The 16,568-nt window shown below is 64.6% G+C and carries 8 protein-coding genes; 2 read left to right on the top strand and 6 right to left on the bottom strand.

The genetic code is table 11. From position 1 onward, the window contains the following. Window positions 1-106: 106 nt before the first annotated feature. Together gap and tkt are read right to left on the bottom strand one after the other, a co-directional pair. Window positions 107-1,117, bottom strand: a complete 1,011-nt coding sequence (gene gap / locus LSQ66_RS02430) for a type I glyceraldehyde-3-phosphate dehydrogenase (RefSeq protein ID WP_231768228.1) — start codon at window positions 1,115-1,117, stop codon at window positions 107-109. A gap of 37 nt (window positions 1,118-1,154) precedes the next feature. Next, window positions 1,155-3,143 carry a transketolase gene (gene tkt, locus LSQ66_RS02425; RefSeq protein WP_231768227.1) on the bottom strand — a complete coding sequence of 663 codons (1,989 nt, stop codon included), beginning with the start codon at window positions 3,141-3,143 and terminating at the stop codon, window positions 1,155-1,157. Window positions 3,144-3,270: 127 nt separating this feature from the next. Between tkt and LSQ66_RS02420 the strand changes: the two genes are divergently transcribed. After that, window positions 3,271-3,996: a 16S rRNA (uracil(1498)-N(3))-methyltransferase gene (locus LSQ66_RS02420; RefSeq protein ID WP_231768226.1), complete on the top strand. Its 726-nt coding sequence runs from the start codon at window positions 3,271-3,273 to the stop codon at window positions 3,994-3,996. Window positions 3,997-4,003: 7 nt separating this feature from the next. On the opposite strand, the gene LSQ66_RS02415 is transcribed toward LSQ66_RS02420, so the two are convergent. Next, window positions 4,004-4,786 (bottom strand): sel1 repeat family protein, encoded by a 783-nt coding sequence (locus LSQ66_RS02415; RefSeq protein ID WP_231768225.1) that lies wholly within the window; start codon window positions 4,784-4,786, stop codon window positions 4,004-4,006. Between the two features lie 132 nt (window positions 4,787-4,918). After that, on the bottom strand, window positions 4,919-7,996 hold the full coding sequence (locus tag LSQ66_RS02410) for a TonB-dependent receptor (protein ID WP_231768224.1): 3,078 nt from the start codon (window positions 7,994-7,996) through the stop codon (window positions 4,919-4,921). Between the two features lie 452 nt (window positions 7,997-8,448). On the opposite strand from LSQ66_RS02410, the gene LSQ66_RS02405 reads away from it, so the two are divergent. After that, on the top strand, window positions 8,449-10,080 hold the full coding sequence (locus tag LSQ66_RS02405; RefSeq protein ID WP_231770033.1) for an NAD(P)/FAD-dependent oxidoreductase: 1,632 nt from the start codon (window positions 8,449-8,451) through the stop codon (window positions 10,078-10,080). A gap of 66 nt (window positions 10,081-10,146) precedes the next feature. Here LSQ66_RS02405 and LSQ66_RS02400 read toward each other — a convergent pair whose 3' ends face one another. Together LSQ66_RS02400 and LSQ66_RS02395 are read right to left on the bottom strand one after the other, a co-directional pair. Then, the gene (locus LSQ66_RS02400) at window positions 10,147-12,981 is read right to left on the bottom strand and encodes a TonB-dependent receptor (RefSeq protein WP_231768223.1); all 2,835 of its coding nucleotides are present in this window, start codon (window positions 12,979-12,981) and stop codon (window positions 10,147-10,149) included. A gap of 420 nt (window positions 12,982-13,401) precedes the next feature. After that, entirely contained in the window at window positions 13,402-16,479 is a 3,078-nt protein-coding gene (locus LSQ66_RS02395) for a TonB-dependent receptor (protein WP_231768222.1), read from the bottom strand. Window positions 16,480-16,568: the final 89 nt, after the last annotated feature.

The raw sequence follows: 16,568 nt of genomic DNA, 5'->3' as shown, positions 1-16,568 counted from the left end.
AGCTTACAGAAGCCGGGGCGGCGGAATGTCGGAAAATTGTAGTGCGAGCCTTGCAATAAAAAAGGCCCTGCCGCAAGCGGCAGGGCCTTCCTGGTTTCGGCGCGGATTACTTGGCGTTCATCAGGGCCACGGTGGTGTCCAGCATGCGGTTGCTGAAGCCCCACTCGTTGTCGTACCAGGACGAGACCTTCACCAGGCGGCCCGACACCTTGGTCAGGGTGGCGTCGAAGTTCGACGAGGCCGGGTTGTGGTTGAAGTCCACGGACACCAGCGGCTCCGTGTTGTAGGTCAGGATGCCTTTCAGGGCGCCTTCGGAAGCCTGCTTCATCAGGGCGTTCACTTCGTCGACCGTGGTGTCGCGCTTGGCGATGAAGGACAAGTCCACGATGGACACGTTGATGGTCGGCACGCGGATGGCGTAGCCGTCCAGCTTGCCGTTCAGCTCCGGCAGCACCAGGCCCACGGCCGCGGCGGCGCCGGTCTTGGTCGGGATCATGGACTGGGTGGCGGAACGGGCGCGGCGCAGGTCTTCGTGCATCACGTCGGTCAGCACCTGGTCGTTGGTGTAGGCGTGCACGGTGGTCATGAGGCCGGTTTCCAGGCCGATGGCGTCGTGCAGGGGCTTGACCAGCGGAGCCAGGCAGTTGGTGGTGCAGGAGGCGTTCGAGATCACGGTGTCCGAGGCCTTCAGCACGTTCTGGTTCACGCCGAAGACGATGGTGGCGTCCACGTCCTTGCCGCCCGGCGCGGAGATGATCACCTTCTTGGCGCCGCCCTTCAGGTGGGCCGAAGCCTTTTCCTTGGTGGTGAAGAAGCCGGTGCATTCCAGCACCACGTCCACGCCCAGCTCGCCCCATGGGATTTCGGCCGGATTGCGCTGCGCGAACACGCGGATCTTGTCGCCGTTCACGATCATGTTCTCGCCGTCCACCTCCACGGTGCCGGGGAACTTGCCGTGGGCCGTGTCGTAGCGGGTCAGGTGCGCGTTCGACTGCGCATTGCCCAGGTCGTTGATCGCCACGATCTGGATGTCCTGCTTCTTGCCGCCTTCGTAGAAGGCGCGCAGCACATTGCGGCCGATGCGGCCATAACCGTTGATTGCTACCTTGATCGTCATTACGTTTGCTCCTGATTGATTGAAAACCGGATTTTTCTTATGCAAGCACAGACTTGACTTGGGCCACCACGTTCTCCACCGTGAAGCCGAAATGCTTGAACAGCACGCCTGCCGGGGCCGACTCACCGAAGGTATCGATGCCGACCACAGCGCCTTCCAGACCAACGTATTTGTACCAGAAATCCGTCACGCCGGCTTCGATGGCCACGCGTGGCAGGCCTTTGCCCAGCACGCTGGCCTTGTAGGCTGCGTCCTGGCGGTCGAACACGTCGGTCGAAGGCATCGACACCACGCGGACCGGGATTCCTTCGCTCTTCAGCGCCGCCGCCGCGCCCATGGCCAGCTCGATCTCCGAGCCGGTGGCGATCAGCACGGCCTTTGCGCCCGCCTCGTCGGCCAGCACATAGCCGCCCTTGGCGATATCGGCGATGGCCGCCGCGCTGCGCTCCTGGAAGGGCAGGTTCTGGCGCGAGAAGATCAGGGTCGAGGGGCCGTTCCGGCGCTTGACCGCCTCGCCCCAGGCCACCATGGATTCCACCGTGTCGCAGGGACGCCAGTTGTCCAGGTTCGGGATCAGGCGCAGGGACGATACGTGCTCCACCGACTGGTGGGTCGGGCCGTCTTCGCCCAGGCCGATGGAGTCGTGGGTGAACACGAAGATCGAGCGCTGCTTCATCAGGGCGGCCATGCGCAGGGCATTGCGGCTGTAGTCCGAGAAGGTGAGGAAGGTGGCGCCGAAGGGGATGTAGCCGCCGTGCAGGGCCACGCCGTTCATGATGGCGCTCATGCCGAATTCGCGCACGCCGTAGTTGATGTGATTGCCCGGCTTGCCCGAGCGCACATTCACCGATTCCTTCCAGTTGGTCAGGTTCGAGCCGGTCAGGTCGGCCGAGCCGCCCAGGAATTCCGGCAGCACGGGCGCCAGGGCCTGGATCGCGTTCTGCGAGGCCTTGCGGGTGGCGATGGTTTCCTTCTTCTCCACGCAGGCGGCGATGGCGGCCTGCAGGGTCGCCTCGAAGTTGCCCGGCAGCTCGCCGTTCATGCGGCGCTTCAGTTCCGCGGCTTCCTGCGGGAAGGCCTTCTCGTAGGCGGCGAACTTCTCGTTCCACTCGGTCTCGTGCTTCAGGCCCTGGGCCTTGAAGCTCCAGGCGCTGGCCACGTCGTCGGGAATCATGAAGGGCGCGTGGCCCCAGCTGATGTACTCGCGCACCGCCGCGATTTCCTTCTCGCCCAGCGCGGCGCCGTGCACCTTGTCGCCGCCCTGCAGGTTGGGCGAGCCCTTGCCGATGATGGTCTTGCAGCAGATCAGGGTCGGCTTGTCGGATTTTTTCGCGGCCTCGATGGCGGCCGATACGGCGGCCACGTCATGGCCATCGACAGCGGGAATCACGTTCCAGCCGTAGGATTCGAAGCGCTTGGGCGTATCGTCGGTGAACCAGCCTTCCACCTTGCCGTCGATGGAGATGCCGTTGTCGTCGTACAGGGCGATCAGCTTCTTCAGGCCCAGGGTGCCGGCCAGCGAGCACACCTCGTGCGAGATGCCTTCCATCAGGCAGCCGTCGCCCAGGAAGGCGTAGGTGTAGTGGTCCACCACGTCGTGGCCCGGCTTGTTGAATTCGGTGGCCAGCAGCCATTCGGCCAGCGCCATGCCCACGGCATTGGCGATGCCCTGGCCCAGGGGGCCGGTGGTCGTTTCCACGCCCGGCGTGATGTCCACTTCCGGGTGGCCCGGGGTCTTGGAGTGCAGCTGGCGGAAGTTGCGCAGGTCGTCCATCGACACGTCGTAGCCGGACAGGTGCAGCAGCGCGTAGTGCAGCATCGAGCCGTGGCCGTTGGAGAGCAGGAAGCGGTCGCGGTTGATCCATTTCGGATTGGCCGGGTTGTGGCGGTGGTGGCCGCCCCACAGGGCGACGGCGATCTCGGCCATGCCCATGGGCATGCCGGGGTGGCCGGAGTTTGCTTTCTGAACTGCATCCATTGCCAGCGCGCGGATCGCGTTGGCCATCTGAGTGTGGGTCGATTTCATGGTGTTTAAAGGAAGGTTTGGAATGTGGTGCGCCCTGCGGATTGCCAGACTACTGAACCCGCTATTTTACCAGAGCAGGCCTGCGGCGCTTAAAATAAGCGGGTTTGCCAGCCCAGCAGGAGCCCCCATGCCCCGTTTCTACCTCGCCCAGCCGCTTGCCGTCGGCCAGACCGTCGAACTGCCGCCGGAAGTGGCCCACCATGTGCACGTGCTGCGCCTGGCGCCGGGCGACGCCCTCACCCTTTTCAACGGCGAAGGCGGGGAATACACGGCCGTGCTGGCGGGCGTGCAGAAGCGGCAGGCCAGCGCCGAAGTGAAGACCTTCAGCCCGCGCGACAGCGAGCTGCCCTTCGCCCTCACCCTGGCCCAGGCGCTGCCGGAAGGCACGAAGATGGACTGGATCATCGAGAAGGCGGTGGAGCTGGGCGTGGCCGGACTGCAGCCCCTGGCGGCCCAGCGCTGCGTGGTGCGCCTCTCGGCCGAGCGCGCGGAGAAGAAACTGGAGCACTGGCGCGGCATCGCCGTGTCCGCCGCCGAGCAAAGCGGGCGCAACCGCCTGCTGCAGCTGGCCGAACCGGCCCGCTTTGGCGAGTGGATCGCCCAGCAGGACCTGCACCGGCGCATCATCCTGAGCCCGCGCGCCAGCGAATCGCTGGGCAGCTGGGCGCGCCACCAGCCGCCCCAGGCCCTGGCCATCATGGTCGGTCCGGAAGGCGGCTTCAGCGCCGAGGAGGAGGCCGAGGCCTTGCGCCATGGCGCCCTCCCCCTGGCCATGGGGCCGCGCATCCTGCGCACCGAAACGGCGGGCCTGGCGGCGGCGGCCATGCTGGCCGCCCTGTGGGGCGAAGGCTAGCCCGCGCTTACTTGCCGGGCTTGGCCTTGCCCATGCCGCGGCCGGCGTCCATCGCGGCGTTGGCCTGGCGCAGCTGCAGCATGGTCAGTTCCGTATTGGCCTTTGTTTCCTCATTGCGCGCGGCCACGTAGGCCTGGGTCGCCTTGCGCCAGTCCTGGTAGCCGGCCATGACGGCCTGGGCGGCCTGGGCCGATTGCTGCGACAGCGTGGAGTAAATCTTGTCCAGGTGCGCTATGGCCTGGTCGTACTCGATCTGGTTCATCAGGCGCGAGATATCGGCCGGAATGCGCTTGCCGGGCGGCAGGGCGTCGTTCAGGTTCTCCACGAAGCCGTTGTAGCAGGCCTGCCAGGCGGCATAGGACTTCTCCACCTGGGCGATCTGCTCGTTGTCCTTCGAGACCGGCGGCAGTTCCGGGCGCGCGCAGTCGAAACGCCCGTTCTTCAGGTCCTCGCCCTGGTAGCCGCTGACCCAGTAGTCGATATCCTTGCGGCGCACCTCGCGCTTCTGCATGATGTCCAGGGCATCCGCCGCTTCCTTGCTGCCCGCCGCGGCCGCCTTGCCGAACCAGCTGCGCGCCTGCTCCAGGTCGATCTTGCCCGCCTCGCCGTACCAGTACATCTCCCCCAGGTGGAACTGGGCTTCGGCATTGCCCGCATTGGCCAGCTTGCTATACAGCGCCAGGGCCTGCGGATAAGCCTTGTTCTCCAGCAGGCGGTTCGCTTCCGCCAGTTCGTTGGCTATGGCCTGGCAGCTGAAGGCCAGGGCCAGGCATGCGATAAGTGCTTTCATCTTTCATCCCCATGGAAAAATGTTGAGTTGATAAGATAGCTCCGGACGGGCCGGACCACAACGATTCTTTTGTCATGAATTGTCAAAAAAAAACCGCGGCCGAAGCCGCGGTTTTCAGGGTGAGAAGTCCGATCAGAACTTGTGGTTGTATTCCACGGACAGCTTGACGGAACGGGCAGCCTGGAAGGTGCGCGGTTCGCCGTAGTTCGCCTGGATGGTTTCGCCGGAGCCGTCGTCGTAGGTCTCCTGACGTGCCACCACGCGCTGCGAGTTGAACACGTTGAACACGTCCACCTTCAGTGCCAGGCCCTTCACGTAGTTCGGGGCGTAGGTCAGGTTCAGGTCCAGACGCTTCTCCATCGGCAGGCGGCCCAGGGTACCGCGTGGCGCCGGCTTGCCGCCGCACCAGAAGTACTCTGCACCGTAGCCGGGACCGCCGTACTCGTGGCCCAGATCGCCGAACAGCTCGCCGTTTTCGGCGTCGACGTTGGTGCCCAGGCAGACCTTCGGACGGCCGGACTGCAGCACGGCGTTACCGCCCAGCGACAGTTCAGGCGTCAGCTGGTAGAAGCCGAACAGCTTCAGCTGATGCTTGCGGTCGTTCGGCAGCAGGCCGTCGGTGTAGGCGGCGAACTCGGGGAAGTCCCAGCCTGCCGAGGTGCCGACGTCGGCCTGGCCGGTGTCGGAACGGGTCTGGCCTTCCATATTGCCTTTGCTGCGCGACCAGGTGTAGTTCACGCGGCCGTACCAGCCGTTGCGCAGCGGGTGTTCGGCGAACAGGTCCAGGGCGCTGTAGGTACGCTTCGCTTTCGGGAAGCCCAGTTCAGCGGCCGTGAAGTGCGCCACGACGCCCTTGCCGGTCACGATCGGGTTGCCCAGTGCATCATGGCCGTCGATCCACAGATCCACATCTTCACCCGGGTTGAAGATGTAGCAGTTGATGAAGTCCTTGCTGTGCACTTCGATGCCATGCTTGACGGCATAGTCGTACAGCGGACGGGTGTCGCAGCTGTCGTCGATACCGGCGCCCAGCTTGCGGTAGGTCACCTTGGCGCCAACGTTCAGGTCGGGGCTGAAGGCCTTCTCGAAGCCCAGGGTCAGTTCGTCCTGGTAGTTCGGCTTCAGGTCCTGGGCCACGACGGAGCGCGGGTTCTTCTTGGTGCCGGTTTCACCGTCAGGCGATGCCGGGGTGTTGATCGGGGTCAGGCCGGTCGGAGCGCCGGTCAGCGGATCGATACCCGTGTAGGTGAAGTCCTGGTCCGTCAGCGTGGAGCGGGAGGCCGCGCGGGCAGCCACCTGTGCCGGCAGCTGCAGGTGGTAGCGGCCGGCGCTACCGTACACCTTCAGCGAGGAGTCGCCGTTCACGTCCCACGAAGCCGAGAAGCGCGGAGCGATCTGGTGCTTCATGTCGATGAACTTGTCGCCGTCGCCGGTGGTGTTGCTGTACTCTTCATTACGCAGGCCCACGGTCACCAGCAGGTTCTTGGTGGCTTGCCAGCGGTCTTCGATGTACTGCGCGGTCTGTTCTGCCGATGCATCGGTGATCGAGCTGAACACGCGCTGGCGGGCGTAGTAGCCGCGGGTGCCGAAGCCGCCGAAGTTACCCACGATGGCCGGACGGCCGGAGGACAGGTTGACCGGCTTGAATTCGCTGCCCGCCGCCACTTTGCGGTAGGTCCAGCGCGAGCCGCCGGAGGTCACACGGCCTGCGCCGTCGATCTCGATGTCGTTCGAGTCCAGACCGGCACGGACGGTGTGGTTGTTCAGCTTCCATTCCACGTCCAGGCGGAAGGACTTCACTTCGTCCTGGCCTGGGGTGCTCACGTTGCCCGGGAACGGGTTCATCTGCTTGTACAGGCCCTGGGCGTTCAGCTCAGGCACGCGGTTCGACACGGAAGGAACGGTCACGTCCGGCGGCACGGTGCTGCCGCTGAAGCCTTTTTCGTAGCTCACGCCACGCTCGGACTTCAGGGTGCCGTACATGGCGGTCAGCACCAGGTCGTCGGTCAGCTGGCCGGTGTACTTCAGCGCGTTGACCTTGGCGCCAGGGATGCCGGGGTTGGTGTCCAGCGGGCCTGGGTTGCGGGTGGTCAGGGAGGAGTACAGCACGCCGTTCGGCTTGCCGCTCAGGCTGGCCAGGGCGGCGGCCTTGTCGGTGCCGTCCAGGGTGAAGCCGGAACGCTGGATGCGCTCGCGCCAGTCGTTGCCGGCGGAGGTGAACTCGAAGCGGTGGTCGTCGGTCAGGTTGAAGTCGATCTTGCCAACCCAGCGGCTTTCCAGCGAGCGGCGGTTGCGCCAGCCATCGCGCTCGATGGTGGTCGCGTCGCTGCCCATCTGCAGGTTCGCGTTCTTGGTGATCAGCTGCTCGGCAGCGAAGAACATGAACAGCTTGTCCTTGATGATCGGGCCGCCCACGTAGGCGCCGTACTGGTGCACGTTGATCTCGTCCAGGTCGCGGCGGAAGTGCAGCTTGCCGTCGGTGCCGGCATTGGCAGGATCGCCAGTGTTGGCATAGTAAATGTTGCGGCGGCTGGCGCGCATGCTGTTCGGCTCGATGCTGTACATCGCGCCGGCTTCCCAGTTGTTGGTACCGCTCTTGGTGGTCACGCTCATCACGCCGCCGATCGAACGGCCGAATTCAGCGCCGAAGCCGCCGGTCAGCACGGACGCCTGCTGGATGGCGCCGAAGGGCAGTTCCATCGAGCCCAGCTGGGACAGGGGGTTGGTGATGGGGAAACCGTTCATGTAGAACGCGTTTTCCGAAGCGCCGCCACCACCGAAGGAGGCGCCGCCGTAGGCTGCGTCGGCACGGGTCGTGTTCGGCGCCAGCAGGACGATGGAGGTCAGGTTGGTCTGAACCGGCAGCTTGGCCAGTTCCTTGGCGCTGAAGACGGCGCCGTTGTTGGTGTTCGACACGTCGATGCGGGAACGGCGGCCGGTCACCTGCACGGAGGCGATAGCGCCGCCGAAGGAGGCATTGGTACCCTGGCCGGCCAGCACTTCCACTTCCTGGGTCTGCACGGTGGCGCCGTTGCGCACCAGCTCGACGCGGTAGCGGCCGGTTGGGAGAGCCGTCACCTGGTAGCGGCCGCTGGCCTCGGCGGTCGTCGAACGCTTCAGGCCGGTTTCCAGATTCGTCATGTTGACGGTGGCGCCAGCCGACGATTCGATCGTACCGTAGATGTTACCGGTCGCGTTCGACTGAGCCATCACGGGCTGCGTTGCGGCAACCGTCAGAGCGGAGGCCGTGAACGCAATCTGCAATGCGCGAACCAAAACAGTCTTTTTTAGCATTGTGATTTCCTAAATGTATTAAGCAATGCCTGCAGAACCCTGGGGTTACCAGTGCCTGCAGGCATGCTTATGTTTATATGTCCCAACAATTTCCCAACTACGAATCACCTTGTGGACGATCCATCGAACGTCGTTAACAATAGTTAATGGCAGTTCAGAATCAGATCAGACCACAGCAAACTCAACCCTGTCAATTACGCAACCTTTTGATCTGCGCTTAATACAACAGATACATTTTTATACAAAATAATTGCTTTTTAGCTGGAAGGAAGGTGCACTCCGCCCGCCGGGGGCCAGGCCTCGCCCTTCAGGTACAATGCAGCCTGGACGCCCGCGCCGGCCCCCTTCCCCGCTATGAATACGACACCATGCTGCGCCTGAACGAAGTCAAACTCCCCCTTAACCACGCCGAAAACGCGCTAAAAGAAGCGATTCTTGCCCGCCTGGATATCCCCGCCGAAGAGCTCAAGGGCTTTACGGTGTTTAAGCGGAGCTACGATGCACGGAAAAAGGCCCATATTTCCCTCATTTATTCGGTGGATCTGGAAGCCGCCGATGAGGAAGACATCCTGCGCCGCCGCAAGCACGACGTGCACCTGATGCGCAGCCCCGACATGGACTACAAGTTCGTGGCCAGCGGCGTCAACCGCGACGGCAGCCAGCCCCGCCCCGTGGTCATCGGCATGGGCCCCTGCGGCCTGTTCGCCGCCCTGATCCTGGCCCAGATGGGCCTGAAGCCCATCATCCTGGAGCGCGGCAAGACCGTGCGCGAGCGCACCAAGGACACCTTCGGCTTCTGGCGCAAGCGCATCCTCAATCCCGAGTCCAATGTGCAGTTCGGCGAAGGGGGCGCGGGCACCTTCTCGGACGGCAAGTTGTATAGCCAAATCAAGGACCCGAAGCACTACGGCCGCAAGGTGCTGACCGAGTTCGTCAAGGCCGGCGCGCCCGAGGAAATCCTCTACGTGAGCAAGCCCCATATCGGCACCTTCCGCCTGGTGAAGATGGTGGAAGCCATGCGCGAGGAAATCCAGGCCCTGGGCGGCGAGATCCGCTTCGAGCAGCGCGTGGCCGATTTCGAGATCGAGGAAAGGGACGGCCAGCGCCAGCTGCGCGGCCTGCTGCTCGCCTCCGGCGAGCGCATCGCGACCGAACACGTGGTGCTGGCCATCGGCCACAGCGCGCGCGACACTTTCGAGAAGCTGTATGAACGCGGCGTGTACGTCGAGGCCAAGCCCTTCTCGATCGGCTTCCGCGTCGAGCACCCGCAGTCCCTGATCGACACCTGCCGCTTCGGCCCCAACGCGGGCCACCCCATCCTGGGCGCGGCGGACTACAAGCTGGTGCACCATGCCTCCAACGGGCGCGCCGTCTACAGCTTCTGCATGTGCCCCGGCGGCACGGTGGTGGCGGCCGCTTCCGAGCCGGGCCGCGTGGTCACCAACGGCATGAGCCAGTACTCGCGCGCCGAACGCAATGCCAACAGCGCCATCGTGGTCAGCATCAGTCCCGAACAGGACTATCCCGGCCACCCGCTGGCCGGCATCGCCTTCCAGCGCGCGCTGGAGGAGAAGGCCTTCGTCCTGGGCGGCAGCAATTACGACGCGCCCGGCCAGCTCATGGGCGACTTCGTGGCCGGGCGCCCGTCCACCCGGTTCGGCGCCGTGATCCCCTCCTTCAAGCCGGCCGTGCACCTGACCGACCTGGCGGCGATCCTGCCGGACTACGCCACGCTCGCCCTGCGCGAGGCCTTCCCCGCCTTCGACAAGCAGATCAAGGGCTACTTCAAGGAAGACGCGGTGCTGACGGGCCTGGAAACGCGCACCTCCTCGCCCATCCGCATCAAGCGCCGCGACGACGACCTGCAGAGCCTGAACACGCGCGGCCTCTTCCCCGCAGGCGAAGGCGCGGGCTATGCGGGCGGCATCCTCTCCGCCGGCGTCGACGGCATCAAGGTGGCCGAGGCCGTCGCCCTGTCGATGGCGGCCGCGCGCCCATAAAAAAAGCGGAGGCTTGCGCCTCCGCTTTCACAGCCAGGCAGCGCGCACGCTGCCTGAATCTTCCACTTAGAACGTGTAGCTTGCGCCCAGGCTGAAGAAGCGGCCAATGGCGCCTGCCTGGTGCAGGGAGGCGTTGTAGGACGCGCCAGCACCCGAGTTGCCGTAGGTCGCGATGTCGGCTGGCGGCTCGCGATCGAACAGGTTCAGGATGGAGGCCTTCAGCTGCCAGTTCTTGCTCACTTTGTAGCTCACGTTCAGGTTGGTTGCCACGAACGATGGGATCTTGCAGTAGCTGAGCGGAGCAGCGAAGTTGTTGAAGTAGGTACGGCCGCCCACGTCGATGGCCACGGTCTTGCAGTCGTTGCCGCCCACGGATGGATCCAGGGCCGAGAACGAACCGGTCCAGTTCACGGTGGTGGTCACGTTCAGCGGGCCGCGGTCGTAGCCGAGGGTGAACACGGCGCGGTTCTTCGGATTGCCGGTGTTGCCGGACACGGCCGAAGGACCGTGGGTGCCTGCCAGCTGCACGGTGGTGCCCGAGGTGTCGGTGAGCTCGTAGCTGATCATGTGGTTCATGTTCAGGCCAAGGTTCACGTTGCCCACTTCAGGCATGGCGATGCGGTAGCGCAGGTCCATCTCGACGCCATTGGTCTTGACGCTGCCGGCGTTGACGTACGGCGACAGGGCGTACAGGATCGGGCCGACCGACGGGGTGCCGACGGTGGTGGTGCCGTTGCCGGTGGCGATGTCGGTCGGAACAGCCGGGCTACGCACATAGGTCGGCACGAAGTTCGGCAGCGCGGAGGCGCTCGTCACCTGGCCGGTCAGTTCGATGCTGTAGTAGTCGAAGCTGGCGCTCAGGTTCTTGACCGGCTCCAGGATCACGCCCAGGCCGTAGGACTTGGACTTTTCCGGATCCAGCGGCGCATTGGTGGTCTGCACATAGACCGGCGAGAAGCCGCAAGCCGATGGCACGTTGCCGGCGGTATTGCGGTTGCCGTTCGCGCACAGGATCGGGTCGTTGATCGCGTGGAAGGAGAAGAAGGAGCCTGCATTGCCCACTTCAGCCGGGTTCGGCGCACGGAAGCCGCGCGCGAAGCTGCCGCGCACTGCCACCTGCTTCGATGGCGCCCACTTGAACTTGGCCTGCGGCGTGAAGGAGTTGCCGTAGGTGTCGTAGTGGTCGTAACGGGCCGAGGCGCTCAGTTCCAGCTTGTCGACCGGCGTGGCCTGCAGTTCGGCGAACACCGCGGTGTTGGTTTCCTCGCCGATGGTGTAGGCGAAGGTGGTCGCCACCGTGGCGCTGGAGGTCAGGGCCGGCGGCGGCGAGTTCTGCTCACGCTTGTGCCAGTGGGCGCCCACTGCCAGGTTCAGCGGGCCTGCGCCCAGCTTGGGCATCAGTTCGCGCGACGCGGCGATATCGAAGTAGTTCAGCTTCGATTCCAAGGTGTTGTCGAAGTGCGGAATGACGGCTTCCTGCAGGGCCGGCGAATTGCCGCCCAGCGGGTTGAAGGAGCCGTTGTTCAGCGAATCGGACAGCAGCTTGCGGTTCACGTAGCCGGTGTAGGTGATGTCGGTGACCACCTTGGTCAGGCCCAGTGCGGAGCGGATGTCCCAGCCGAAGGCCGAGCCGTTCAGGTCGGCCGAGAAGCGGGTCGCCTTGGAGGTGTTGTCGCTGGAGCGGTCAGCCGGTGCGTCCGGGATGAAGCCGTACAGGCGGGCAGGCGCGCCGAACTTGTTCCACGACACGGACGACGGGATCAGGGTGCTGGCGACGCGGCCCACCAGCGGGGTCGGCACGCCGTTGACCAGCGAGGTGTAGCCGGCGAAGGTGGTCGGCGAGAACGCACCCGGCATGCCGCGGTTGCTGGCGCTGTGGCGCTGGAACATGGAGGCCTTCAGGGTCAGGTCCCAGTCCTCGTTCAGCTTCTTGGTGAAGCCGGCCATCACGTTGATGTTGTCCGACTTCGGCTGCAGCACGGAGTAGGTGTTGCGCACCAGGCAGCCGGCGGCGCGGTACAGTTCGAAGTTACACTTCGGATCCAGGAACTGGTAGTTGGCCGGATTGTTCACGCTGTTCGGATCGCTGGCAACGGGACGATACAGGAAAGGCGTGCTGGCCGCGGTCAGGAAGCTGTTCAGTGCGGTCGGGGCGCCGAAACGCAGGTCGTTGCCGCCGCGCGAACGCCAGTCGCCGTTGGCCCAGGACTTGCTGTCGCGCTGGTACAGGTAGATCGCCTCGTTCTCGCGGTATTCGGCGGTCACGAAAGCGTTATAGCCGTCGGTGTTCAGGTCGCCGAAACCGGTCGAGATGCCGGCCTTGTACATCTTGCCGCCGCCGTGCTGGCTGTCGCCCGCTTCAGCGTGCACGCGGGTGCCCTTGTACTGCTTCTTCAGGATGATGTTGACCACGCCGGCCACGGCGTCGGAGCCGTACAGCGCCGAGGCGCCATCCTTCAGCACTTCGATGCGGTCCACGGCGTCGAAGGGGATCGAGGACACGTCGACGAAGGAGCGCTGGGAGTCGTCCGACAGCGGATAGGAAGCCATGCGGTGGCCGTCGATCAGCACGAGGGTCAGGCCGACGGTCAGGCCGCGCAGCGAAACGCCCGATGCGCCATTGGCGAAGGCGCCGGCGAAGCCGGAGCCCAGGGTGCCCTGGCCATTGGCGGCCAGGTCGGTCAGGATCTCGGCGACGGAGGTCTTGCCGGTCTTGATGATGTCGTCCGAGGTCAGCACCTGCACTGGGCTGGCGGTTTCCCGGTCAGCGCGGCTGATCAGGGAGCCGGTCACGATCACGCGCTGGGGTTCAGCGCTGGCAGTCTCCTGCGCAAATACCGGGGTAGCGACTGCGGCCGTCAGGGCGCCGCTGGCCACCACTTGCAGAATTGCGAGAGGCATCGATTTTAGGCGAAACGTCATTGATTGATCTCTTTCTGGCTAATAGCCTTGTAGACTTGTTCCGGCTCGGCAGGGGTACTGACGGGCAGGTTCCGTCACTTCATGTAAGACGGAAGGAGCGGGGTCCGCCCTGCCGTACTAATTCTCGAATGTAATCAGGGCAATACCGAGTGTCAACGTTGACCTTTGGCTACTTCTTGGCGCAAGAAGCTGTCAAAACCCGCCAATTGCAGGGAAGCTGCTGCCATACTGGCGCCAATTCTCATCAACTTTCGGTTACCGGCCTCTACCGGCCGACTACCCAAAATACAACAACATTACGTTACAAATGAAGTACAGATGAAAGTTTTTGTCCCGCTGGTCTGCTGCGGGCGAAAAAAAACCGGCGCAGGGCGCCGGTTTTCGCGGAACAGGAGGTTCTCAGAACTTATAGCTGTACTGGGCCGACAGGCGCACGCTGCGCGCCGGTGAGTAGGCCGACACCATGCTGGCCGTCGGGCTGATGGTATCCCCTGCGGCGGCCACGTTCTGGCCTTCGTCGATGCGCTGCGCCACCTGCTTGTTGAAGACGTTCAGTACATCCATCTTCAGCATCAGACCGCTCAGCAGCTGCGGCTTGTACGTCAGGTTCAGGTCCACCCGCGTGTCCGTGGGCAGGCGGCCCAGGGCGCCGCGGCCGTTCGGTCCGGTCGGGCAGAGGAAGAAGACCGAGCCGTACTGCGACAGGCCCAGGCCTTCCTGGTCCATGGCGGACGGGATATTGCAGGTGCGCGACATGGGGCGGCCCGTCGCCACCAGCAGGTTGCCGCCCAGCGCCAGCTCCTTGTTCAGCTCATAGTAGCCGTAGGCCTTGAGCTGGTGGGTGCGGTTGTTGGGCAGCAGCCCGGTGGCGTTGATCATGGTCTCGGGGAAGTCCCAGCCCGAGGTGAAGCCCACGTCCGGCTGGGCATTGTCGGACTTGGTCTGGCCTTCCTGGTTGCCGTAGCTGCGCGACCAGGTGTAGTTGGCCTTGCCGTACCAGCCATTGCGCAGCGGGTGCTCCAGCATGAACTCCAGCGCCGTGTACTCGCGCTTCACATCGTCCGGGAAGCCGATTTCGGCCGCCGTCACATGCACGGAGCGGGCCTGGCCGTTGGGGCCGGTCGGCACGAGGAAGGTGTTGTCCTTGCCCGGATTGAACAGCGCGCCCGTCCAGGTGCTGAGGAAGTAGTCGCGCTCGGCGCCGTTCAGCTTGGCCGCGATGGCGCGCGGGTCGGAGTAGTCGTCGATGCTGTTGCGCAGGGTGCGGTAGGTGAACTTGATGCCGCCGTTGTAGTCCGGCGTCAGCGCCTTCTCGAAGCCGAGATTGATCTCGTCCTGGTAGTGCGCCTTGAGGCCCTGGGCCGCCAGTTCCTTGGCGCGCTTCTCCTGGCCGAACTCGTTGTTCGCCGACAGCACATTGCTGATCGGGTTCAGGCCGGTCGGCGCGCCGGTGGCCGCATCCACGCCGGTATAGGTGTAGAAGCGGTCGGTGTTCAGGGCTGCGCCCGCGAAGCGCACCGCCATATTGGCCGGCAGCTGCATGAAGTAGCGGCCCGCCGTGCCGAAGACCTTCAGCGAGCCGTCGCCATGCACGTTCCACGCCACGTTCAGGCGCGGCGCCAGCATGTCCTTCTGCTCGACGAAGACATCGCCTGCGCCGTTCATGTTCTCGAACGATTCGTTGCGCAGGCCCAGGGTGACCACCAGGTTGTCGTTCACCTGGTAGCGGTCTTCCAGGTACTGGGCGGCCTGCTTCACGGCAGGGGTGGAGCCGCCGCGCTGGATATTCTCGCGCACATAGTAGCCGCCCGTACCGTAGCCGCCGCCCGCCGCCGGCGAGATATTGTGGCCGGACAGCACCGCGTTCGGGTCGTTGGCGCGCAGGTAGAACCAGGTGCCGCCGCCTGCCGACACGCTGCCGTTCAGGGCCGTGATCTTGTTGTGGTCCAGGCCGCCGCGCAGGGTGTGCTGCTTGGTCAGCTTGTATTCGACGTCGAAGCGGTAGCCCTTGTTCTCGTCATGGGCGCCCTCGCGCAGCAGCGGCGAGGAGAAGCCCTGCACCTGGCTTGGCGTGTAGTTCAGGCCCTTGACCTGGTTGGCGGGCGGCGCCGAGATGGGGCGCAGGCCGGGCACATAGCCCAGGGGATCCTGGACCCGGTCGGTGCGCGCCTTGCCGACCAGGGCCTGCACGGTCAGGTCGTCGGTCACATAGCCGGTGTACTTCAGGATATTGAGGTTGGCGCCCTGTGGCGCCTGCAGGGCGGCGCCCGTGCCGCCCAGGCCCAGCACGCCGGCCGCATAGTTGAGGTAGCTGGCGCCGCCGCCCACCACGTTATTGTGCTTCAGGGTGGCGTAGTCGAAGCCATAGTATTTCTCCTCGACCTTGGACTCGTCCGCAATGCGGGTGTATTCGAGGCGGTGGTTGTCGGTGATGTTCCAGTCCACCTTGGCCAGGTAGCGCGGCACGCGCTGGTTCTGCACGCCCCAGCCGGTCTGGCCGTTGACCGTATTGGTGGAGGCCAGGCGGGCCGTCTCGCGGTGCACGTCGTTGTATTCCGCACCGAGATAGACGAAGAGCCGGTCCTTGAAGATGGGGCCGCTGATGAAGGCGTTGTACATCTTCTCGGTGAGCACATCGCCCGCCTTGTAGTTATAGATCGTGCCGTCGGTGGCGGCATTCTCCGGCGCGCCGGTGCGCGGATGCATGATATTGCGGGACTTGGCGCGCAGGGAGTTCGGCGCCCAGTTCACGCCCACGCCCATTTCCCAGTTGTTGTTGCCGCTCTTGGTGGTGATGTTGACCACGCCGCCCGTGGAGCGGCCGAATTCCGCGCCGTAGCCGCCGGTAATGATCTGGGCCTCGGCGATGGAGCCGAAGGGCAGCGAGGAGTAGCCCACCTGGTACAGGCTGTTGGTAACGGGGAAGCCGTTGATGTAGGCGGCGTTCTCCGAGGCGCTCGAGCCGCCGAAGCTGGCCGCGTTGTTCCCGTAGCGCGAGTCGGCGCGCGTGGTGCCGCCCGCCAGCTGCACGATGTTGGTGACTTCCGGCGCAAGCGGCAGGGCCGCCAGTTCGCGCGCGTTGAAGGAGGAGCCCGAGTTGGAGCTGCCCATGTCGATGGTCTTGCGGCGCTGGCTCACCGTCACGCTCGCCACCTGCAGCACCACCTCCGATTCCTGGCCGATGCGCACTTCCACGTCCTGGGTGTTGGTGGCCGTGCCGCCTTGCATCAGGCTGACCTTGTAGTTACCGACCGGCAGGGAAGTGATGCGGAAGTCGCCGTTCGCGTCCGGGGTGATGGTGCGTTTCAGGCCGTTGTCCACGCCGACCACGCTGATCGACGCGCCGGCCGTGGACTTGCCGACGATATTGCCCGTGGCATTCGACTGGGCCATGACCGGCTGCACCATGGCGGCGCTGAGGGCGGCGCCGGCAAATGCGAGCGACAGCGCCCGCACCAGAGTTTTTTTATTCAACATATTCATTTCCCGAAAAAGATATAAGTAAGCGCCAGCGGCCGCTCCTTATGGGAGCGGCTTTCAGGCGGTAGGAAAGGCACGTTGAATAT

The organism is Massilia endophytica, assembly GCF_021165955.1.
GTDB lineage: Bacteria > Pseudomonadota > Gammaproteobacteria > Burkholderiales > Burkholderiaceae_D > Rugamonas > Rugamonas endophytica.
The sequence above is the reverse complement of the archived record's forward strand: the minus strand, read 5'-3'. Positions and strand labels throughout refer to the sequence as shown.